Source organism: Nocardioides sp. P86 (assembly GCF_023712465.1).
GTDB classification, from domain to species: domain Bacteria; phylum Actinomycetota; class Actinomycetes; order Propionibacteriales; family Nocardioidaceae; genus Nocardioides; species Nocardioides kribbensis.
The window spans coordinates 506,643-528,279 of the sequence record NZ_JAMAYE010000003.1 but is presented as its reverse complement, the minus strand read 5'-3'; the positions used below and the strand labels follow the sequence as shown (position 1 = coordinate 528,279).

Sequence of the window (21,637 nt, the reverse complement as noted above, 5' to 3'; positions counted from 1 at the left end):
CTCATGCGCAAGCTCCTGGTCCTCGGATTCGTGGGCCTCCTGGCCCAGCTCATCGACGGCTCGCTCGGGATGGCGTACGGCGTCACCTCCTCGACGCTCCTGCTCGCCGCGGGCGTCGCCCCGGCCGCCGCCTCCGCCGCCGTCCACTTCTCCGAGATCGGCACCTCGCTGGTCTCCGGCTTCTCCCACCACAAGCTCGGCAACGTCGACTGGCGCACGGTCTCGATCCTGGCCATCCCCGGCTTCGGCGGCGCCTTCGTCGGCGCGACCTTCCTGGCCAGCCTCGACGGCGACACGGCCAAGCCGTGGGTCGCCGGGATCCTGCTCGCCCTCGGCATCTACGTGATCTGGCGCTTCCTCGTGCTCGGCGGGCGCCGCCCCACCTTCAAGTCGCGCCCCTCGGCCAAGATGCTGGCCCCGATGGGCGTGGTCGGCGGCGCGCTCGACGCCATCGGCGGCGGCGGCTGGGGCCCGGTCGGCACCACCACGCTGCTCTCCTCGGGTCGCCTGGAGCCCCGCAAGGTCGTCGGCTCGATCGACACCTCCGAGTTCGTGGTCGCCGTCGGCGGCTCGCTCGGCTTCATCCTGGCCCTCGGCTCGCAGGGCATCATGTGGTCCTACGCCGCGGCGCTGCTGGTCGGCGGCGTCATCGCCGCCCCCATCGCCGCGTGGCTGGTCAAGAAGCTCGCCGCCCGCGTGCTCGGCGTCGCGGCCGGCGGCCTGATCGTGCTCACCAACTCCAAGACGATCGTGGAGTCCTTCGGCGCCTCCGGCACCACCGTGATCGCGGTCGCGGTGGTGGTGGGCGTGCTGTGGATCGCCGGCATCGTGTGGGCCGTGAAGCAGGAGCGCCTCTCGCGCGAGCTCGCCGCCATGACCGACGAGCAGAGCCTCACCCCCGCCTGATCCCCGCCTGACGGACGCGTCGACCCGCCCCTGCGAGGGGCCCGGCCGGCGCCCCACCAGCCCCTCGCCACGGCCCGGTCGCACCCGCGACCGGGCCGTGGTGCGTCACCGGAGCGAGCCGGGCCCGCGCGGTCCAGACCACCAGGTGTGATCTGCGCGACCTCGCCCGCGCCCTGTCACGCGGTCGTAACGTCCGACGGGTCGCCGGCCCCCCGAGCCGGACGGGAGAGGGAGAACCATGATCCGCAGCATCCTGCGCCTGGGCCTGGCCGCCTGCGCGAGCATCCTGCTCGCCGTCGGCCTGCTCAGCGCCGCCACCAGCACCGCGACGGCCGCCCCGGCCGCCGCTCCCGCCGGCCTGACCGCCGCGCGTGCCGCCGACTGCAGCACCCAGCAGGCCCAGGTCGACAAGGCCCGCGCCAAGCTGGCCGAGGCCCGGGCGAAGGACCGTCGCGCGGCCCGCGCCGTCGAGCGCGCCCAGCGCCGGGCCGACCGGGCCGACACCCGCGCCGAGAAGGCCCAGGCCCGCAAGCAGGTCAGGGCGGCCAAGGAGCGCAAGGCCACCACCACGAAGGGCAAGAAGGCCCAGCAGCAGCGTGTGGCCCAGGCCGAGCGGCGCCTCGCCGCCTGCGAGGCCGGCACCGAGCCGGAGCCCGCCAACGCCCTCCAGCCCGCCTGCGACGCCGGTCTGCCCCAGGAGATCTGCGACGCCTTCGGCACGCTCCCCACGCCCGGCGGCGCCGGTGGCGAGAGCCCCATCCAGGCGCTGTGCGACCTCGGCCTGCCCCAGCCCATCTGCGACGCCGCCACCAGCCTCCCGTCCGTGCCCAGCGCGCCGGGCGGCAGCGACAGCCCGATCCAGGCCCTCTGCGACGCCGGCCTGCCCCAGCAGATCTGCGACCTCGCCGCGGGAGACATCCCCACCCTGCCGAGCCTGCCCGGCATCCCGACCGACGGCACCGACGTGCCCGCGATCCCCGGCTTCCCGGCCTTTCCCGGACTGGAGGACCTCGACGCGCTGAGCAGCCTGCTGCTCCCCCTGCTGCCGGCCGACTTCCCGGGCCTGGAGGCCGTCTGCGACCTCCCGGTCGTCGGCGCCGCCCTGCAGCCGGTGTGCGACCTGCTGCCCTGATCCACCCCGCTCGACGCACGACGACGCCGCCACACCGCCACCGGGTGGCGGCGTCGTCGTACGCCGGGGTCTGAGCGACCCGCGCTGGTCCAGACCGGTGCGGCGACTCGCCCGAAAGCAAAGAAATACCGGCCTCCGGGCCGCTAGACCGTCTTCAGACACCACGGACATTCTCGGGACACCACGGGCCGGCACACGTCGGCGAGGAGGGAAACCCCATGATCCGCACCAGCACGAAGGCGGTGGTCACGGCGCTGCTCGGCATCGCCATGGTCGTCGGCTTCGCCACCGTCTCGACCGCCGGCTGGGCCGGGAGCCCAGGCCGCACCACCGCCGCCGCGGCGTCGTGCACGGCCGAGCAGCAGAACGTCGCGAGCGCGCAGGAGCGCCTCGCCCAGGCCAAGCGGGCGGTGGCCCAGGCCAGCAAGCGCGTCAAGGCGGCCCAGAAGAAGGTGCGTGGGGCCGAGACACGCAAGCAGCGCACCACCGCCAAGCGGCAGCTGGCCCAGGCCAAGCGCACCCGCAGCGCCGCGCTGGACACCAAGATGGACCGCGCAGCCGAGCTCTCGCGGCGCCAGCGCGAGCTCGAGGCCTGCCAGGCCTCGCCGACGGCGAGCCCGACCAGCAGCCCCACCTCCTCGACCAGCCCGACCTCCTCCACCAGCCCGACCTCCTCGACCAGCCCGTCGGGCAGCACCACGCCGACCGCGACCCCGACGCCGACCCCGACCAGCACCGGCCCCGTGCAGCCGGTCTGCGACGCCGGGATCCCGCAGGCCGTCTGCGACGCCCTGGCCACCCTGCCGCTGCCCGGCGGCACCGGGGGCCCGAGCCCGATCCAGGCCCTGTGCGACCTGGGCCTGCCGCAGGCCATCTGCGACGCCGCCAGCGCGCCGAACCTGCCCGACGGCTCCGCGGCCATCCAGCCGCTGTGCGACGCCGGCCTGCCCCAGGCCATCTGCGACCTCGCCGCCGGCGACGTGCCGAGCCTGCCGGGCCTGCCGGGCGTCCCCGGCGTCCCGGGCCTGCCGATCGATCCCTTCGGTGGCTTCGAGGGCCTGCCGAGCCTGCCCCCGGGCGGGCTGGGCGGCCTCGACTCCGCGTGCACGCTGCTGGAGACCGTGCCGATCCTGGGCGACGCCCTCCTCGGACCGGTCTGCGACCTGCTCCCGTGAGCGACCGACCGACCCGCACCACCAGCGCCTGACACCAACGAGCGCCGCCACCCCGACGGGGTGGCGGCGCTCGTGGCGTACCCGGCCCGGCGGGCCTCAGCTCAGGTGGTGCACCTCCTGCAGGGCGTAGACCGGGGTGTCGAGCCCCTCGTGGCGGGCCTTGAGCTGCAGGGCGAGGTAGAGCGAGTAGTGGCGCGACTGGTGCAGGTTGCCGCCGTGGAACCACAGCCCGGGCTGCTGGGTGGGCTTCCACATGTTGCGCTGCTCGCCCTCCCAGGGGCCGGGGTCCTTGGTGGTGTCGGAGCCCAGGCCCCACACCTTGCCGACCCGGTCGGCGACCTCCTGGCTGATGAGGTCGGCGGCCCAGCCGTTCATCGACCCGTAGCCCGTGGCGTAGACGACGAGGTCGGCGGGCAGCTCGGTGCCGTCCTCGAGCACCACGGAGTCCTCGGTGAGGTGGTCGACCTGGCCGTGGGCAAGCTTGACCTCACCGTCGGCGACCAGCTCGGCGGCGCCGACGTCGATGTAGTAGCCCGAGCCGCGGCGCAGGTACTTCATGAACAGCCCCGACCCGTCGTCGCCCCAGTCGTGACGGAAGCCCGCGCGCTCGAGGCGCTCGTAGAAGTCCTTGTCGTCCTCGGCCATCGCCTGGTAGGCGGGGATCTGGAACTCGTGCATGATCCGGTAGGGCAGCGAGGCGAAGATCAGGTCGGCCTTCTCGGTCGTCACCCCCGCCTCCAGGGCGCGCTCGGAGTAGAGGTCGCCCAGCCCGTGCTCCATCAGCGAGCCGCTCTTGACGATGTGGGTCGAGCTGCGCTGCACCATCGTCACGTCGGCGCCGTGCTCCCACAGGGCGCCGCAGATGTCGAAGGCGCTGTTGTTGCTGCCGACCACCACGACCTTCTTGCCGGCGTAGGCGTCGGGGCCGGGGTGGGCCGAGGAGTGGTGCTGGTCGCCGCGGAAGACGTCCTGGCCCGGGAAGGACGGCAGGTTGGGCTTGCCCGACATGCCGGTGGCGAGCACGAGCTGCTTCGGTCGCAGCGTCAGCGGCGTGCCCTCGCGCTCGATCTCGACGGTCCACTCCTGGGTCTCCTCCGACCAGCTGGCCGAGGTGGCCACGGTCGAGGACCAGTAGGGCACCTCCATGACCTTGGTGTAGGACTCCAGCCAGTCGGCGATCTTGTCCTTGGGCGCGAAGACCGGCCAGTTGTCGGGGAACTTGAGGTACGGCAGGTGGTCGTACCAGACCGGGTCGTGCAGGCAGAGCGACTTGTAGCGGCTGCGCCACTGGTCGCCGGGGCGGGGGTGCTTGTCGATGACCAGGCTCGGCACCCCGAGCTGGCGCAGCCGGGCGCCGAGCGCGATGCCGCCCTGCCCGCCGCCGACGACCAGCACCGCGGGCTGCTCGGTGGAGCCGAGGCTCTCGGCCTCCTGCTGGCGTCGCTCGGCCCAGGTGGTGCGGTCCTTGCGGGCGCCGTGCTCCGCCCCCGGCGGACGGCGCAGCCCGCGCGGCTCCTCGTGGCCCTTGAGCTCGTGCAGCGTGGTGAGCAGCGTCCAGGCGCGCCACTCCCCGTCCTCCTCGACCAGGCGCAGCAGGCCGCGCCCGCGGCCCACCGCGGTCTCGAACTCGATCCACGCCGTCACCACGCCGTCGGCGAGGTCGGCGGGCTCGGCGGTGGTGAAGCCGCTGGGGTCGGTGCGCTCGAGGTTGTGCTCGAGGAGGTCGGCGACCCCCGACCGGTCCTCGACGGTGACGAGGTTCCAGGTGAAGGAGACCAGGTCGCGCCAGAAGCTGGTGGTGGCGAAGCAGTCGGTGGCCGCACGCACGTCACGGGCGCGCAGGGCCGACTCGAAGCGCTCCAGCCACTGCGTGGCGATGCGCTGGCCCTCACCCCCGGCCGGCTCGGTCGAGGTGGGCGGCTCGATGGTCTGGGTCATGCTGCCTCCGGTGGTGCGCGGACGGATCGGGACCACGGGCCCGGACGTGTGACGCGAGGCCTGTGACCCACAGCACACCGCTTGCGACGGCGCAGCGGAAGGGTTGCAGCGCGTTGCACCTCCCCCGGCGGAGAGTGCGCGGCCCGGCGGGGAGGTCCACCGGCCCGTCCACAGGGGCCGCCCGGCCTGTGGCGCGCGTCACGCCCGCGACCTACGATCGCGGTGACGGGGCGGACCGGGTGGGAGGTGGAGCGTGGTGCACGCGCAGGCGTCGGGGGCCGACCTGGCCGAGCAGGCCCGCGCGCTGACCCGCATCCACGACGCCGTGCTGGGCGGGTCGCGCCCGCCGCAGCGACCCCGCGCCCTGGTGGCCCGCTCGTGGTCGCGGGTGATGCGCCTGGGGCTCGACCCCGACGGCGACAACGCCCGCGACCCGCTGCCGACGGCCGACCTGGAGCTGCGTCGACGTACGTCGCGCCTGACGCTGGTGGTCGACGAGGTCCGGCGGGTGCTCACCAGCGTCGCCGACGCCTCGCAGTTCCTCGTGGTCGTCTGCGACGCCGACGGGGTCATCCTGTGGCGCGAGGGCGCCGCCCGGGTGCAGCTGCACGCCGACGGTCTCGGCTTCTCCGAGGGCGCCACCTGGACCGAGGAGGTCGTCGGCACCAACGCGATCGGCACGGCGCTGGCCGAGGCCGCGCCGGTGCAGCTGTTCTCGGCCGAGCACTTCGAGCACAAGCAGCACGCGTGGTACTGCACGGCCTCGCCCGTGCACGACCCCCGCACCGGCGAGCTGCTCGGCGTCGTCGACGTGTCCGGGCCCGCGCTGACCCTCCACCCCGCGCTCGGCGCCCTGGTCGACAGCGCGGTGCGCCTGGCCGAGGCCGAGCTGTGGCGCCACCACCAGCAGGGGCTGGAGCACCTGCGCCGCGCCGTCGAGCCGGTGGTCGGCGGTCTCACCGGGCCGCTGCTGGTGGTCGACGACCACGGCTGGGTGGCCCACCACGCCGGCATCGCCGCCCGCGACCGGATCGAGGTGCCGGTGGCCCACCGCGCCCTGGCCGTGCCGGGCCTGGGCTCGTGCGTGCCCGAGCGGCTGGCCGGCGGCTGGCTCGTGCGACCGCGCGGCGGCACCGCCCCGGTGACGGCCCGGCTCGTCGACGACGCCGCCGGGCGGCCGGTGCTCGAGGTCGACGCCGGCAGCGGCGCCTGGCGCTCCCCGCTCACCCGGCGCCACGCCGAGATCCTGGTGCTGCTGGCCCGCCACCCCCACGGCCTCACCGCCGCCGCCCTGAGCACCGCGCTCTACGGCGACGCCGAGCACCTCGTCACCGTGCGCGCCGAGGTCTCCCGCCTGCGCCGCAGCGTCGGCGCCCTGGTCTCCACCCAGCCCTACCGGCTGGCCGACGACGTCGTCCTCCTCGTCGCTCCCCACGCCTGACGCCCCGGATCGTCCCGGCGGACGGGTCGTCCCGCCGCGTCGACGTCCCGCCGGTCGGGACGTCGACGCGGCGGCGCAGGGACCCGCAGCTCGGGGTCGGCGCCGCCGTCCCGCGCCGCAGACGCGGACGCCGGCCGGAGCGACTTGGGGCCGACGCCGCACCGACCTACCGTCAGCGTGACCGCTCGCACACCCACCCCCCTCGGAGGAACCCCGTGAAGCTCTCCACCCGCAACCAGCTGCCCGGCACCGTCGTCTCGGTCGTGACCGGCGAGGCCATGGCCGTCGTCAAGGTCAAGCTCGACGGCGGCGACCAGGTGATCACCTCCTCGATCACCAAGGACGCCGTGGCCGACCTCGGTCTCACCGAGGGCGCCACCGTCACCGTGCTCGTGAAGTCGACCGAGGTCGCGCTCGCCGTGGAGTGACCATGCGGGCCGGGTCGGTCGGAGCGGCGCCCTTGGCGGTGCCGCCCGGTCCGATCCGGCCGATCGCCCACGCGGCGGCGGCGGCGGGCCTACCCTGCGAGGAACCCCAGTCCACCGCCGCAGGCGTCCGACGTCGCGCGGCGACCCCCAGGAAGCCGCGCCATGACACCAGAGCCCGCACGGACCCCCCGCCCCACCTCGGACGCACCCGTCACCCCCGTCGCCCTGAGGCGCCGCACCGGTCGACCGGCGGCCGTCTCGGCGCTGCTCGGTGTCCTGCTCCTCAGCGGGGCGGTCGTCGGCGGTGTCAGCGCGATCGCGGTGGCCGACACCGGGTCGAGCCCGCGCGCCGCCGCGACCGCGACCAGCACGCCGACGTCGTCGAGCACGTGCCCCGAGGAGGCCGAGGCCGTCAACCGGGCCCAGACCGAGTACGACACCGCGCAGGCCCGCTACGAGCGCGCCCAGGAGCGCGTCGTGCGCGCGAAGGCCCGGCTGAAGGCGGCCGACACGGCCAAGGAGAAGAAGGCCGCGCGCGCCAACCTGGAGCAGGCGAGGAAGAACCGCGAGCAGTCGGAGGTGCAGGTCGGGCAGAAGGAGAAGGCCCTGGAGCAGCGGCAGAAGGAGCTGCGCCGCTGCGAGGAGCAGAACCCGCCCTCCCCCACCGCGTCGCCGACGACCTCGCCCACGGCCACCCCGACCGACGACCCCGGTCTCTGCCTGCCCGAGCTGGGCCTGCCGCTGCCCCCGATCTGCCTGCCGCTCTGACCCGGGCGCGATCCCGTCGCGACCCCCGCCGTCCGCCGGGCGCACCCGTACGACGCACGAGGCCCCGCCGACCACTGCGGTCGACGGGGCCTCGTGCTGTGCGGTGGGCCGGTCCGGGGCGCCTGACCGGCGCCGGCCTCAGCGGCGGCTGAGCGTGTCGGGGTCGTCGAGGTCGCCGGCGAACTCGTCGACCGGGCCGGTCGCGGCGGCGTCGGCCGGGGCGCTCTCCCCGGCGGCCTTCTCGGCCTTGGAGGAGGCGATGAGGCTCGTGACGGTGGTGAAGACCAGGATGCCGACGATGACGCCGAGCGAGGCCAGGGTCGGGATCTCGGGCACCGAGCTCCACTCCATGTGGGCCCAGTGCAGGACCAGCTTGACGCCGATGAAGCCCAGGATCGCGGCGAGGCCGTAGGACAGGTGCACGAGCTTGGCCAGGGCGCCCTCGAGCACGAAGTACAGCGCGCGCAGGCCGAGCAGGGCGAAGGCGTTGGTGGCGAAGACGAGGTAGGGGTCCCCGGTGATGCCGTAGACGGCCGGCACGGAGTCGATGGCGAAGACCACGTCGGTGGCGAAGACCGCAACGACGACCAGGGCGAAGGGGGTCAGGGCCCGCTTGCCGGCCTGCTTGACGGTGAGCTTCGGGCCGACGTACTCGTCGGTGACGGGCATCAGCCGCTTGGTGAGCTTGACGATCTTCATGTCGGCGACGTCGGTGGTGTGCTCGTTGCCCGACAGCGCGTCCTTGAGCAGCTTGGCGCCGGTGAGCAGCAGCACGAGACCGAAGACGAGGAAGACCCAGTCGAAGGCCGACAGCGCGGCGGCACCGAGGGCGATGAAGATGCCGCGCAGGACCAGCGCGCCCACGATGCCGTAGAGCAGCACGCGCTGCTGGAGCGCCTTGGGCACCGCGAAGGCGGCGAGCAGCAGCATGAAGACGAAGAGGTTGTCGACGCTCAGCGCCTTCTCCACGAGGTAGCCGGTGTAGTACTCCACACCGCGCTCGCTGCCGTGCTGCGACCAGACGTAGCCACCGAAGGCCAGCGGCAGCGCGACGTAGAAGATCGACCACAGGGTGGCCTCGCGCATCGTGACCTCGTGGGGCTTGCGCGTGGCGATGAAGTCGAGCACGAGCAGGCCGACGACGGCGGCGATGGTGACCGCCCAGAGCGTCGGGGTGCCGATCGTGTCGATGGCCAGCACCGAGGGTGCGGCGGGAAGGGTGATGGACACAGGTCTCCTCAAGCGTGATGGCTTGAGGTCTCCCCCGCCCGGATCGCTCCGGGCGTCCAACCGGGACGTCCGCGGGGACGTCGTACTGACCGGATGGGCCTTGGGTGGGGTACTCCCCTCGGGAGGAATGTTAGCCAGGCAGCGCGCGCCGCTCCAAACCGTGCACCACCAGGTCGGCCAGGCGGCGGTACGCCGAGGCGTCGTCGAGCCCCGTGGCCTCGCCGATCGCACCGGACTGGATCGCGGTCATCACCTGCGCAGTGGCGGCGCCGACGAAGGTGGCGTCGACCGGTCGCAGCGCCCCCGCGGCGACCCCGTCGGCGACGAGCTCCTGCACGCGGCGGGCGGCGTGGCGGGTGTTGTCGCGGTAGACCTCGCCGGCCGGCGCGTAGGCCTCGAGGTCGGCGTGGAAGCGCGCCGAGGCCGGCTCGAGCTCCTCGGCGACCGCGGCGAGGTAGACCGGGATCCGCTCCCCGGGGTCGGGCTCGGCGTCGACCCGGGTGGCGATGCGCTCGGCGGCGCGCTGGAAGTAGCGCCGCACGGCGGCCTGGATCAGCTGCTCCTTGCTGCTGGCCACGTCGTAGAGCGTGGAGCGCGAGCAGCGCAGCCGGGCGGCGAGGTCGCCGACGCCCAGGGCGAGGAAGCCCTCGGCGAGGTAGAGGTCGACCAGGCCGTCGAGCAGCTCGTCGCGGCGCACGCGGGCCCGGTCGGGCTGCACACGGGTCGGGGTCACCTGCCGAGGGTAGCGCCGGGAGGCGGCCGCTCCGGCTGGCGATCAGTACTCAGCGGCGTACTCTGGTACTCACCCGCGTCCTCGCCCGACGCAGCGGTCGTCCCACCGCCCGACCCCACCCCTGGAGGCCCCCATGCCCGCACGCCGCGTCCTCGCCACCGAGGAGTCCGTCGACCTGCTCCGCCTCGTGCGACAGATCGCCGCCGACGAGCTCGCCCCCCGCGCCGCGGAGGCCGAGGCCGACGAGGCCTTCCCCCGTGACGTCTTCCGGCTGCTCGGCCGCTCGGGGCTGCTGGGCCTGCCCTACCCCGAGGAGCAGGGCGGCGCCGGGCTGTCCTACGAGGTCTACCTGCAGGTGCTCGAGGAGATCGGCGCGGTCTGGTCGAGCGTCGGCGTGGGCGTCTCGGTGCACGCGCTGTCGTGCTTCGGCCTGGCGCAGTTCGGCACCGACGCCCAGCGCGAGCAGTGGCTGCCCGACATGCTCGGTGGCGACCTGCTCGGGGCCTACTGCCTCTCCGAGGCCCACGCCGGCTCCGACCCCGCCGCCATGCGCACGACCGCTCGGCGCGACGGCGACGAGTACGTCCTCGACGGGGCCAAGGCCTGGACCACCCACGGCGGGCAGGCCGACTTCTACAAGGTGATGGCCCGCACCAGCGACGAGGGCGCCCGCGGCATCTCCTGCTTCCTGGTGCCCGCCGACGCCGAGGGGCTCTCGGCCGACGCTCCCGAGCGGAAGATGGGCCTCACCGGCTCGGCCACCGCCACCATGCGCTTCGACGGCGTGCGCGTGCCCGTCGAGCGGCGCCTCGGCGACGAGGGCGCGGGCCTGCGCATCGCCCTCGCCGGCCTCGACTCCGGGCGCCTCGGCATCGCCGCCGTCGCCGTGGGCCTGGCCCAGGGGGCGCTCGACAAGGCCGTCGCCTACGCCCAGGAGCGCGAGACCTTCGGCAAGCGGATCATCGACCACCAGGGCCTGGCCTTCGTGCTCGCCGACATGGAGGCCGCGGTGCAGTCGGCGCGCGCCACCACCCTGCACGCGGCGCGGCTGCGCGACGCCGGCCTGTCCTTCGGCCGCGAGGCCTCGATCGCCAAGATGGTCGCCACCGACCAGGCCATGAAGGTCACCACCGACGCCGTCCAGGTGCTCGGCGGCTACGGCTACACCCGCGACTTCCCCGTCGAGCGCTACATGCGCGAGGCGAAGGTCATGCAGATCTTCGAGGGCACCAACCAGATCCAGCGCATGGTCATCGGCCGCTCGCTCGACAAGGATCCCGGCGGCGAGATCACCCTGGCCTGAGCGCGCCGGCCGGGTCCGCAGCGGTACGGCGGGCGGTGTGCAGCGGGCGGGGCGGTGGCCGCCCGCGCAATTGCGCCGTTCCAGCAACTGGCCGGCCCACCCGCCCGTCGCGGCCGCGCAAACCTCGACCCCGGTCGAGGACCACTCGCGCAATTGCGCCGTTCCAGCAACTGGCCGGCCCGCCCGTCCGCTCGAACCGCGCAAACTCCGACCCAGGCGGGCGGCCGACCCACCCACCCGTCGAGACCGCGCAAACCCCGACCCCCGGTCGATGACTGCCCGCGCAATTGCGCCGTTCCAGCAGCCCGCCGACGCACCCACCCGCTCGGACCACCCAGACCCCGGCCGGCGATCGGGGCCCGTCAGCGGCGCAGGGCGACGAACTGCTCCAGGGCGGTGGGGTCGTCGACGGACTTCGCGTTGGCGGCCTCCTCGGGAGGCAGCCCCGAGAGGATCCGCTTGACCGGCACCTCCATGCGCTTGCCGGTGAGGGTGTGGGGCAGCCGGTCGACCACCACCACGTCGTCGGGCACGTGGCGCGGGGAGAGGTCGGTGCGGATCGCGGCGCGCAGCCGGGCGACCACGTCGTCACCGACGACCGCCCCGGGCGCGGCGACCACGAAGAGCGGCATCCAGTAGCCGCCGCCGGGCTCCTCCAGGCCGATGACCAGGGAGTCGGCGACCTCGCCGAAGGCGTCGACGACCTCATAGATCTCCGCGGAGCCCATGCGCACGCCGTAGCGGTTCATGGTGGCGTCGGAGCGGCCGTGCACGACCAGGCTGCCGCGCTCGGTGACGGTCACGAAGTCGCCGTGGCGCCACACGCCGGGCCAGGTCGAGAAGTAGGCGTCGGCGTAGCGCGAGCCGTCGGGGTCGTCCCAGAAGAGGACCGGCATCGAGGGGATCGGCGCGGTGACCACCATCTCGCCGACGTCGCCCACGACGGGGCGGCCCTCGGTGTCCCAGGACTCCAGCGCCACGCCGAGCAGGGGGGCCTGGATCTCGCCGGGCACGGCCGGCAGCGTCGCCACGCCGCCGGCGAAGGCCGAGCAGACGTCGGTGCCGCCCGTGGCCGAGGCCAGCCACACCGCGGGCAGCCGCTCGTTGACCCAGGCGGCCGTCGACTCCGGCAGCGGCGACCCGGTCGAGCCCACGCCGACCAGCGACGCGAGGTCGAGACCGGCGAGGTCGAGGTCCTGCTTGTGGCTGCCGGCGAGGTAGGCCGCGCTCGTGCCGAGGTAGGTGAGCCGCTCGGCCTCGGCGAGGCGCCACGTCGCGTCGGGCGCGGGCCAGGTGGGGCTGCCGTCGTAGAGCACGATCGTGGCACCGAGCAGCAGCCCCGCGACCTGGGCGTTCCACATCATCCAGCTGGTGGTGGTGAACCAGTGGAAGCGGCTGCCGGGGCGCAGGTCGAGGTGGAGCGCGGCCCACTTGAGGTGCTCCAGCACGATGCCGCCGTGGCCGTGCACGATGCCCTTGGGACGCCCGGTCGTGCCGGAGGAGTAGAGCACCCACAGCGGGTGGTCGAAGGGCACCGGGACCGGCGCGGGCTCCACCGGCGTCGCCACCACCTCGTCGTACGACGCACCGCGCGCACCGCCCGCGGCCGGGTCGAGGTGGCCCACCAGCAGCCGGGCGCGCAGACTCGGCAGGGCGGCCGCGAGCTGGTCGGCCTCGGCGGTGCGGTCGTGGCGGCGCCCGCCGAAGTGGTAGCCGTCGGCGGTGACGAGCACGACCGGGTCGAGCTGGGCCAGGCGGTCGGCGGCACCGGCCGGGGAGTACTCCATCGAGCAGGCCGACCAGGTCGCGCCCAGGCTGGCGGTGGCCAGGAAGCAGACGACGGCGGCGGGGAGGTTGGGCAGGTAGCCCGCGACGCGGTCGCCGGGCCCGACGCCCTGCTCGCGCAGCCAGCCCGCGACGGCGCCGACCTGGCCGCGCAGGTCCTCCCAGGTGAGCTCGGCGCGGGTGCCGTCCTCGACGACGAGCACGACCGCGACGCCGTCGCCGCGGTGGCGCAGGACGACGTCGGCGTAGTTGAGGGTGCTGCCGGGGAACCACAGCGCGCCCGGCATCGCGCGCGAGCCGAGCACGGGCGCGCCCGGGGGCCGCTCGAGGGGCACGTCGAAGTAGTCGACCAGCGAGCCCCAGAACTCCTCGGGCCGCTCGACCGACCAGCGGTGCAGGTCGGCGTAGGGCTCGGTCTCCGCGCCCGCCGGCCGCAGCCCGCGGGCCACGAGCCAGGCCTGGTAGTCGCGCAGCACGCTGGCCTCGACCAGGTCGGCGGGGGGCGTCCAGGCGGGGTGGGGCTGCGTGGTCACGGGGTCCTCCCGAGGGGTCGGCGGCACGTGCCGACATCATGGACCCATGAGCCAGCCCCCTGTGACGCCGGGCACCTCCGGTGCCTCCGGCCCCGACGCCCCCGCCCCGGGCGAGCGCGGCGCCCCCGCGGTGACCCCGGCCGACGTCGACCGCGCGGCGGTGGGCCTGGCCTCGGTGGTCGACCCGACCCCGCTGCACCGCAGCGACCGGCTCTCGGCGCTCACCGGCCTCGACGTGTGGCTCAAGCGGGAGGACCTCCAGCCCGTGCGCTCCTACAAGCTGCGCGGCGCCTACACCCTCATCAGCCAGCTCGACGACGACGCCCGCGCCCGCGGCGTGACCTGCGCGAGCGCCGGCAACCACGCCCAGGGCGTGGCCTTCGCGTGCGCCCGCGCGGGCGTGCGCGCCCGGGTGCACCTGCCCCGCACCACGCCGCGGCAGAAGCGCGACCGGGTCGCCGCCCTGGGCGGCGACATGGTCGAGGTCGTCATCGGCGGCGACACCTACGACGACGCCGCGGCCACCAGCCGCCACTTCGCCGAGACCACCGGCGCCACCCCGGTGCCGGCCTTCGACGACCCCCGCACCATCGCCGGCCAGGGCACCGTGGCCACCGAGGTGCTCGCGCAGCTGGCCGCGGCGGGGCGCCCCGCCCCGGCGGCGGTGGTCGTCGCCGTCGGCGGGGGCGGGCTGGTCGCCGGGGTGCTCACCGTGCTCGCCGAGCGGGCCCCCGGCGTGCAGGTGGTCGGCGTCGAGCCGGCCGGTGCGGCCAGCATGGCTGCCGCCGTCGCCGCCGGCGAGCCCGTGGAGCTCGCCGACCTCGACGGCTTCGTCGACGGCGCCGCGGTGCGCCAGGTCGGGCGGCACACCTTCGACGTCGTGCACCGCCACGCCCCGCACCTGCTCGCCGTGCCCGAGGGGCTGGCCTGCGTCGAGATGCTCGACCTCTACCAGTCCGACGGGATCATCGCCGAGCCCGCCGGGGCGCTGGCCACCGCCGCGCTGCGCCTGGGCGCCGACCCGCTGCTGGCCGACCCCGTGCTGGCCGGCCTCGCCCCCGGCTCGACCGTGGTCGCCGTGGTCTCCGGCGGCAACAACGACGTCAGCCGCTACGCCGAGATCGTGGAGCGCGCCCTGGTGCACGAGGGGCTCAAGCACTACTTCCTCGTGGAGTTCCCCCAGGAGCCCGGCGCCCTGCGCCGCTTCCTCGACGAGGTGCTCGGCCCCGACGACGACATCACGCTCTTCGAGTACGTCAAGCGCAGCAACCGCGAGACCGGCCCCGCGCTCGTCGGCGTCGAACTCCAGGACGCCGCCGACCTGCCCGCCCTGCTCGCCCGCATGGACGCCTCGCCCCTGCGGGTCGAGGTCGTCGCCCCCGACAGCCCGCTGTTCCGCTTCGTGCAGTAGGCGGGCCCGGGCGCGGGTTTCGCCAGTCGGCTGGTGACACCCGCACCTGTCGGCCCACGCGTCGGCCGACAGGTGCGGGTCCGGGCCGACCGGTGGGGCGGATGGGGCGGGCGGGGCGACCGCGGGTACGGCGACAAGGTGCGCCGCCCGCCGCGGCCCGGGCGGTGGCGGCTGGCCGCGTGGGCGCGGGTTTCGCCAGCCGGCTGGTGAAACCCGCGCCGGTCGGCCCACGCGTCGGCCGACAGGTGCGGGTCCGGGCCGACCGGTGTGACGGGTGGGGCGGGCGGGGCGACGGCGGGTCGACTGCGGGTACGGCGGCCAACGTGCGCCGCCCGCCGCGGCCCGGGCGGTGGCGGCTTCCGCCCACCGGAAGCCGGCGACGGGAGCCGGGCCGAGGGCGCCGTACGGTCGCGGTGTGAACGCCGTCACCCCCGAGACCACCCGCGTCGGCATCGTCGGCGGCGGACCCGCCGGCCTGATGCTGTCGCACCTGCTGGCGCTGGCCGGCATCGACTCCGTCGTGGTGGAGGTGCGTGAGCGCGCGGTCATCGAGCGCACCCACCGCGCGGGCATCCTCGAGCGCGACAGCGTGCGGATGCTCGTCGACGCGGGGCTCGACCGGGTGCTGCGCGACGGCCACGAGCACCGGGGCATCGACCTGCGCTTCGGGGGCGCCAGCCACCGCGTCGACTTCGCCGACCTGGTCGGTGCCTCGACGTGGCTCTACCCCCAGACCGACGTCTTCCTCGACCTCGCCGACGCCCGCGAGCGCGACGGCGGCGACGTGTGCTGGGGCGTCACCGACGTGGAGGTCAGCGGCGTCACGCGCGACCCCGCCGACCGGCCGGTCGTCGCCTTCACCGACGCCGAGGGGCGGCGGCGCGAGGTGCGCTGCGAGGTGGTCGTGGGCAGCGATGGCTCGCGCGGCACCTGCCGCGACCTGGTGCCGGAGGCCTCGCGGCGACGCTCGTTCCGCGAGTACCCCTTCGCGTGGTTCGGCATCCTCGCGCAGGCGCCGCGCACCCTCGACGAGCTCGTCTACGCCCGTGGACCCGAGGGCTTCGTGCTGGTGAGCTCGCGCACCGACGAGGTGCAGCGGATGTACGTGCAGTGCGACCCCGCCGACCGCGTCGAGGACTGGTCCGACGACCGCATCTGGTCGACCCTGCAGGCGGGGGTCGCCGGCGACGACGGCCTCGCGCTGGCCGAGGGGCCCATCCTCGAGCGGACGGTGCTGCCCTTCCGCAGCTTCGTGCAGGAGCCGATGCGCTGGGGCGCCCTCGTGCTCGCCGGCGACGCCGCCCACACCGTGCCACCGACCGGGGCCAAGGGGCTCAACCTGGCACTGGCCGACGTCCGCGTGCTCGCCGAGGCCCTCGAGCGGACCCTCCTGGGCCACGACGCCGACGCCCTCGACGCCTACTCCGCCCGCGCCCTCGAGCGGGTCTGGCGCACCCAGCACTTCTCCTACTGGATGACCACCCTGCTGCACCGCCTGCCCGGCGCCAGCGCCTTCGACGAGCGCCGCCAGCTCGCCGAGCTCGAGACCCTCGCCTCCTCCCGCGCCGCCTCGACCCACCTCGCCGAGTGCTACACCGGCTGGCCGACGGGCTGACCCGCGACCGACCGGACGCCGACCGGACGCCGACCGGCGGTGACGCTCGGACTCAGTCGGGGGTCGAGGTGGCGTCGTGCCGGGTCTCCTCGGGGGCCTCGGTGCGCTCGTCGGAGTCGGCGAGGATCGCCGCGGCCTGCGCCTCGGGGTCGTCGCTGCCGGCCTCCTGCTCCTCGGGGAGCAGCTCGGCGCGGGTCTCGACCCGGTCGGGGTCGTGCCCGGCTCCGGGCGCGGTCGCGTCGTCGGGGCGGTCGGCCTGCTCGTCCTCGCCGTGGCTCATGCACCGAACCTAGCGCGGGCGCCCGGGTCGGGACGCGTGCTCACCGGGCGCGGCCGACGTACGACGGGGCGGGCCCGGGCTGTCGGCGGGGCCGGGCACGATGGGCGGCATGAGCGAGCCGATCGACGTCCCGAGCTCCGTGGTCCTGGTGGTGGGCAGCGAGCAGTTCACGCCCCCCACCACCTTCGAGGGGCTCTCGTGCGCGGCCTCCGACGATTGCGTCGCGGTGGTGGTGAGCAGCCCGCTGGTGGTCGACTTCGCCGGCGCCGCGCCGGGCGACGCCACGGTCGACCTCGGCACCTTCACCCTCGCCACCGAGGGGCAGCTCTCGGTGCGCGACGTCTACAACCGCGGCTTCGAGTCGGCCGGCGTCGAGCCCGGCGCGGTCAGGATCACCGTGTGGGGCGACCGCGCCGACGAGCCCGGGCGGATCGTGGTGCAGGTCCACCCCGACTGAGCGACCGACTGAGCGACCGGCCGAGCGACCGGCCGAGCGCCCCTAGGGCTCCTCCGGGCCCGCCCAGCGCACCGAGCACCACACGGCCTTGCCGACCGGGGTGATCCGGGTGCCCCAGTCGTCGGAGACGGCCTCGACGATGTTGAGCCCGCGACCGTGCTCGTCGGCGTCGTCGGGGCGCCGGCGCCGCGGGCGGAGCACGGTGTGGTCGGAGACCTCGAGCAGCAGCTCGTGCTCCGTGCGCTGCAGCCGCAGGTCGATGGGCGGTCGGGCGTGGACCAGCGCGTTGGTGACCAGCTCGCTGGTGGCCAGGACGAGGTCGTCGACCCGCTCGGCGGGCACACCCCACGCCCGCAGCCGCTCGGCGACGGCGTGACGGGCCTGGGCCGGGGCGACGTCGCGGTGGGCGAAGCGCTGCTGGAGCACGTCGACGTACGGCGAGCCGACGACCCGCGCCACCACGACCGCGATGTCGTCGTCGGCGGCGTCGCCGGCGAAGCGCGCGGCCAGGCCGTCGGCGAGCTCGGTCGGGCCGCCCGGGGCAGCCCCGGCCGGCGCCGACCCGGCCTGCGGTCCACCGGCGGCCACCCGCTCGACCACGTGCCCGACCACGTGCTCGGCGAGGTGGCCGATGGTCGCGTCGAGGTCGCCGTCGCGGCGCTCGACCAGGCCGTCGGTGTAGAGCACGAGGGTGCTGCCGGCGTGGGCCTGCTCGACGCGGGTCTCGGCGCCGAAGAAGCCGGCCCCGAGGGGCGGGCCGCTGGCCTCGAGCAGCAGCGACCTCCCGTCGGGGTGGGCCAGCACGACCGGGAGGTGCCCGGCGTTGGCCCACGAGAGGGTCTGGTCGGAGGCGTCGAAGACGGAGTAGACGCAGGTGACGATCTGCTCGCCGGCGAGGTCCTGCACGAGGCCGTCGAGCTGCTCGAGCACGTCGGCGGGGGCCAGGCCCATCCGGGCGAAGGCCCGCACCGCCGCGCGCAGCTGGCCCATGACCGCGGCCGCGCGCACCCCGCGGCCCATCACGTCGCCGACGACCAGGGCGGTGCGGCCGGCGCCGAGGTCGACGACGTCGTACCAGTCGCCGCCGACGTGGGTGCCCTCGGTGCCGGAGCGGTAGAAGGCGGCGAGGTCGAGGGCCTCGACGGCGAAGGTGTCGTCGGGCAGCAGGCTGCGCTGGAGCTCGTCGGCGATGAGGCGCTCGCGGGCGGCGGCCCGGGTCTCGGCCTCGGCGGCCACGAGGCGTCGCTGGGTGGCGCGCTGCTCGGTGATGTCCTGGAAGGAGCCCCGCAGCACGCGGGTGCCCTCGCCGGGCTCCTCGGCGCGTCCCCGCAGCAGGAAGAGCCGCTCGCCGCCGGAGGGGAGCACGATCCTGGTCTCGTACTCGATGAGGTGACCGGGCACGGCCCCGGCCAGCTCGGCGGTGACCCGCGCGAGGTCGTCGGGGTGCACCAGGGTGCCGATCACCGCGGCCGTGCCGAGCCGGTCAAAGTCCTCCTGGGTGTGCTCCATGAGCTCGAGGAAGGTGCGCGAGGCCATGATCGTGTCGCGCTCGAGGTCGATCTCCCAGCTGCCGATCCGCGCCAGGCCCTGTGCCTGGTCGAGCAGCTCCTCGCTGCGCAGCAGCGCGTCGCGCACCCGCTCGGCGCGGTCGAGCTCGAGGTTGACCCGCACCCGCGCGAGCAGCTCGCGCGCGGAGAAGGGCTTGACCAGGTAGTCGTCGGCACCGGCCTCGAGGCCCTCCAGCGTCGCCTCCTCGCCGCCGCGCGCCGAGAGCATCACCACCGGCACCGTGGCGAGCAGCGGCTCGGCCTGCATCGCGCGCAGCAGCCCGAAGCCGTCGAGGCGGGGCATCATCACGTCGGTCAGCACGAGGTCGGGCCGCTCGCGGGTCATCTGCTCGAGGGCGTCGACACCGTCGACGGCCACGCTCACGTCGTACGCCGCGCCGCGCAGCAGGTCGCCGACGTAGCCGCGCATGTCGGCGTTGTCGTCGACCACGAGCACCCGCGCGACGCCGTCCTGAGCCTCGACGCCGCCGGCCCCGGGGTCCCGGGCGTCCCGGGGGTCGGTGTCGGAGGGCGTTCCGTCGCCCTGACCCGGGACGGCCGCGGCCGGTTCGGCCAGCCACCGCATGGTCTCGGCGACCTTGCCGCGGGCCTGGGTGCCGGCCACGGCGTGGTCGCCACCGGAGGGCTCGTGGGCGACCTGGTCGAGCGGGAGGTGGCCCGAGCCCGTCGGCAGGGTGACGGTGAAGGTGGTGCCGACGCCGACCTCCGAGGCCACCGCCACGCTGCCGCCGTGGAGCGCGGCCAGCTCGGCGACGAGCGCGAGCCCGACCCCCGACCCCTCGTGGGAGCGCGAGCGCGCGCCGCGCACCCGGTGGAAGCGGTCGAAGAGCCGCTTGAGCTCCTGGGCGGCGATGCCCTCGCCGGTGTCGGCGACCCGCAGCTCGACCCGGCCGTCGGCCTCGACCAGGGTCACGGTCACCGCACCGTCGAAGGTGAACTTGACGGCGTTGCTGAGCAGGTTGAGCACGATCGTGGCCCAGTGCTCGCGGTCCACGTAGGTCGGCGACGACACCTCGCCGCTCACGCGCAGCGCGAGGCCCGCCCGGGCCGTGACGGACGCGAACATCCCCACCAGCTCGGTGGTCTCGCGCACCAGGTCGACGCGCTCGAAGCGTCCGGTGGTGTGCCCGGCCTCGAGCCGGGAGAAGTCGAGGAGGGTGTTGACCAGCTGCAGCATCCGCTGGCCGTTGCGGGCCACGACCTCGAGACGGTCGCGGTGCGGGGGCCCGAGCGGTGTCTCGGTGTCGGCCAGGGCGTCCTCGGCCGGGCCGAGCAGCAGGGTCAGCGGCGTGCGCAGCTCGTGGCTGACGTTGGTGAGGAAGTCGGTCTTGGCCTGGTCGAGGCGCGCGAGGCCCTCCGCGCGCTCCTTCTCGGCCTCGATCGTCCGTGCGTCGCTGATCGCGGAGGACAGGTGGGCGGCCACGAGCTCCACGAAGCCGGCGTAGCCCTCGTCGAGGGGGCGGTAGCGGTTGAGCCCGACGACCAGCAGGCCGTAGGGGTGGCCGCTCGCGCCCTGCGCGGTCACGGGCACCACCAGGGCGCGCAGCGGCGGCTCGGCCCAGGCGCCGGTGGGCAGGTCGGCCCAGGTGGGGTCGACCGCGGGGTCGAGGTCGACCACCGAGGTCTCCCCGCGCCAGGCCGCGGCGGCGGGCCAGGGGGAGGCGTCGTCGTCGACCAGCAGCGCCGGCGGCGCGGCGGCGTGGTCGGTGGAGATGCCGGCGGTGCCGGCGCGCACCGCGGTGCGGCCGTCGCCGTCGAAGAGGTAGACCGCCACGAAGGGCAGCGACGCGGCGCCCCTCTCGAGGTGGGCGCAGGCCTCGGCCACGGCGGCCGCCACGGTGCGGGCGGCGCCCGAGCGGACGCCCAGGTCGCGCAGGGTGGTCATCCGGCGCTCCGCGACCACCTGCTCGGTGACCTCGGCGACCACGCAGAGCATGCCGGCGATGACTCCGTCGTCGTCGGCCAGCGGGCTGTAGGAGAACGTGTGGTAGCTCTCCTCGACGTAGCCGCTGCGCTGCAGGAAGAGCTGGAGGGCCTCGTCCCAGGTGGCCTCGCCCTCGGTCATCACGTGGTCGATGCGTGACTCGATGTCGGCCCAGATCTCCGACCACACCTGCGCGGCGGGGCGACCCAGCGCCCAGGGGTACTTCTCCCCGAGGGTGTCGCGGCGGTAGGCGTCGTTGCAGAAGAAGGTGAGGTCGGCGCCCCAGGCCATCCACATCGAGAAGCGCGAGGTGAGCAGGATCCTCACCGCGTTGCGCAGGCTGAGCGGCCAGGCGTCGGGCTCTCCCACCGACGTGGTCGCCCAGTCGACGTCGAGCAGGTCGCGGCCGACCTGTCCCCCGGCAGCGAGCACGTCACGCATCGACCAGGCCGGCGGCAGGGCCGCCGCAGCCACTCGGGCGGGCGGCGTCGCCCCGGACCCCTCTGGGGTCACCCCCGCGGCTCCGGCTCCGCGACCCTCTCGGGCGCGACCGGCTCGCGTGCGTCCTCGCGGGCGGAGGCCAGGGCCTCCTCGAGGGTCGCGTGCACGGTGAAGACCCGGTCGAGCGCGGTCAGCCGCAGCACCCGCAGGATCGCGTCGTTGACCACGACGAGCACGAGCGTGCCCCGGAAGACCCGGGCCCGCTTCTGGGCGCTGACCAGCGCACCGAGGCCCGAGGAGTCCATGAAGGTGACGCCGCTGAGGTCGACCACGAGGCGCGGGCTGCCCTCGACGAGGAGGTCGGTGAGTCGGGTGCGCAGGGAGCCGACGGTGCGGACGTCGACCTCGCCGACCACGGCGAGCACGGTGGCCGGCGGGTGGCTGGACTCGCTGAGACCGAGGGTGCCGTCGACGGGCGTGGAGGCGGTCGCAGACGCGCGCTGGGGCACGTCCCCGGAGATGGGCATTGGCCGATGGTCCCAGACCGCGCCGCCGATCGGACCCCCTCC

Annotated in this window: 17 protein-coding genes; 10 read left to right on the top strand and 7 right to left on the bottom strand. The window is 75.1% G+C overall.

All coding sequences use genetic code 11. From position 1 onward, the window contains the following. The first annotated feature begins 3 nt into the window (after nt 1-3). The 3 genes from M3673_RS15890 to M3673_RS15880 all read left to right on the top strand — a co-directional run bounded on the left by M3673_RS15890 (nt 4) and on the right by M3673_RS15880 (nt 3,213). Nucleotides 4-906, top strand: a complete 903-nt coding sequence (locus tag M3673_RS15890; protein WP_193666419.1) for a sulfite exporter TauE/SafE family protein — start codon at nt 4-6, stop codon at nt 904-906. Nucleotides 907-1,144: 238 nt separating this feature from the next. Then, nucleotides 1,145-2,038, top strand: coding sequence for a hypothetical protein (locus tag M3673_RS15885; protein ID WP_251534835.1), 894 nt, complete (start codon nt 1,145-1,147; stop codon nt 2,036-2,038). 218 nt (nt 2,039-2,256) lie between these two features. After that, nucleotides 2,257-3,213, top strand: a complete 957-nt coding sequence (locus M3673_RS15880; RefSeq protein ID WP_251534833.1) for a hypothetical protein — start codon at nt 2,257-2,259, stop codon at nt 3,211-3,213. A 96-nt stretch (nt 3,214-3,309) separates the two neighbouring features. On the opposite strand, the gene M3673_RS15875 is transcribed toward M3673_RS15880, so the two are convergent. Continuing rightward, a complete protein-coding gene (locus tag M3673_RS15875) occupies nt 3,310-5,151 on the bottom strand; it encodes an NAD(P)/FAD-dependent oxidoreductase (protein WP_251534831.1) in 1,842 nt (613 codons plus the stop codon). 253 nt (nt 5,152-5,404) lie between these two features. Here M3673_RS15875 and M3673_RS15870 point away from each other — a divergent pair, with 253 nt between their 5' ends. The 3 genes from M3673_RS15870 (at nt 5,405) to M3673_RS15860 (ending at nt 7,788) form a co-directional block, all read left to right on the top strand. Further along, nucleotides 5,405-6,592, top strand: coding sequence for a helix-turn-helix domain-containing protein (locus tag M3673_RS15870; RefSeq protein WP_251534829.1), 1,188 nt, complete (start codon nt 5,405-5,407; stop codon nt 6,590-6,592). A gap of 215 nt (nt 6,593-6,807) precedes the next feature. Continuing rightward, nucleotides 6,808-7,020, top strand: a complete 213-nt coding sequence (locus M3673_RS19730) for a molybdopterin-binding protein (RefSeq protein WP_056863099.1) — start codon at nt 6,808-6,810, stop codon at nt 7,018-7,020. A gap of 162 nt (nt 7,021-7,182) precedes the next feature. Further along, entirely contained in the window at nt 7,183-7,788 is a 606-nt protein-coding gene (locus M3673_RS15860) for a hypothetical protein (protein WP_056863098.1), read from the top strand. A gap of 138 nt (nt 7,789-7,926) precedes the next feature. Here M3673_RS15860 and M3673_RS15855 read toward each other — a convergent pair whose 3' ends face one another. Both M3673_RS15855 and M3673_RS15850 read right to left on the bottom strand, forming a co-directional pair. Then, nucleotides 7,927-9,018 carry a TerC family protein gene (locus tag M3673_RS15855; RefSeq protein ID WP_251534827.1) on the bottom strand — a complete coding sequence of 364 codons (1,092 nt, stop codon included), beginning with the start codon at nt 9,016-9,018 and terminating at the stop codon, nt 7,927-7,929. Nucleotides 9,019-9,148: 130 nt separating this feature from the next. Further along, nucleotides 9,149-9,751 (bottom strand): TetR/AcrR family transcriptional regulator, encoded by a 603-nt coding sequence (locus M3673_RS15850; RefSeq protein WP_082500067.1) that lies wholly within the window; start codon nt 9,749-9,751, stop codon nt 9,149-9,151. A gap of 133 nt (nt 9,752-9,884) precedes the next feature. Here M3673_RS15850 and M3673_RS15845 point away from each other — a divergent pair, with 133 nt between their 5' ends. Next, on the top strand, nt 9,885-11,054 hold the full coding sequence (locus M3673_RS15845; protein WP_251534826.1) for an acyl-CoA dehydrogenase family protein: 1,170 nt from the start codon (nt 9,885-9,887) through the stop codon (nt 11,052-11,054). A gap of 362 nt (nt 11,055-11,416) precedes the next feature. On the opposite strand, the gene M3673_RS15840 is transcribed toward M3673_RS15845, so the two are convergent. Continuing rightward, entirely contained in the window at nt 11,417-13,372 is a 1,956-nt protein-coding gene (locus M3673_RS15840) for an acetoacetate--CoA ligase (RefSeq protein ID WP_251534823.1), read from the bottom strand. 46 nt (nt 13,373-13,418) lie between these two features. Between M3673_RS15840 and ilvA the strand changes: the two genes are divergently transcribed. Next, a complete protein-coding gene (gene ilvA / locus M3673_RS15835) occupies nt 13,419-14,783 on the top strand; it encodes a threonine ammonia-lyase IlvA (RefSeq protein WP_251534821.1) in 1,365 nt (454 codons plus the stop codon). Nucleotides 14,784-15,198: 415 nt separating this feature from the next. Then, nucleotides 15,199-16,398: a 4-hydroxybenzoate 3-monooxygenase gene (locus M3673_RS15830; protein WP_251534818.1), complete on the top strand. Its 1,200-nt coding sequence runs from the start codon at nt 15,199-15,201 to the stop codon at nt 16,396-16,398. Between the two features lie 52 nt (nt 16,399-16,450). Here the strand turns inward: M3673_RS15830 and M3673_RS15825 are convergent, their stop codons facing one another. Then, complete coding sequence (locus tag M3673_RS15825; RefSeq protein WP_251534816.1) at nt 16,451-16,678, bottom strand: hypothetical protein; 228 nt, start codon at nt 16,676-16,678, stop codon at nt 16,451-16,453. Nucleotides 16,679-16,787: 109 nt separating this feature from the next. Here M3673_RS15825 and M3673_RS15820 point away from each other — a divergent pair, with 109 nt between their 5' ends. Continuing rightward, nucleotides 16,788-17,135, top strand: a complete 348-nt coding sequence (locus M3673_RS15820; protein ID WP_193666410.1) for a hypothetical protein — start codon at nt 16,788-16,790, stop codon at nt 17,133-17,135. 42 nt (nt 17,136-17,177) lie between these two features. Here the strand turns inward: M3673_RS15820 and M3673_RS15815 are convergent, their stop codons facing one another. Next, complete coding sequence (locus M3673_RS15815) at nt 17,178-21,068, bottom strand: SpoIIE family protein phosphatase (protein ID WP_251534814.1); 3,891 nt, start codon at nt 21,066-21,068, stop codon at nt 17,178-17,180. A gap of 68 nt (nt 21,069-21,136) precedes the next feature. Then, nucleotides 21,137-21,595, bottom strand: a complete 459-nt coding sequence (locus M3673_RS15810; RefSeq protein WP_193666408.1) for an STAS domain-containing protein — start codon at nt 21,593-21,595, stop codon at nt 21,137-21,139. Nucleotides 21,596-21,637 lie beyond the last annotated feature (42 nt).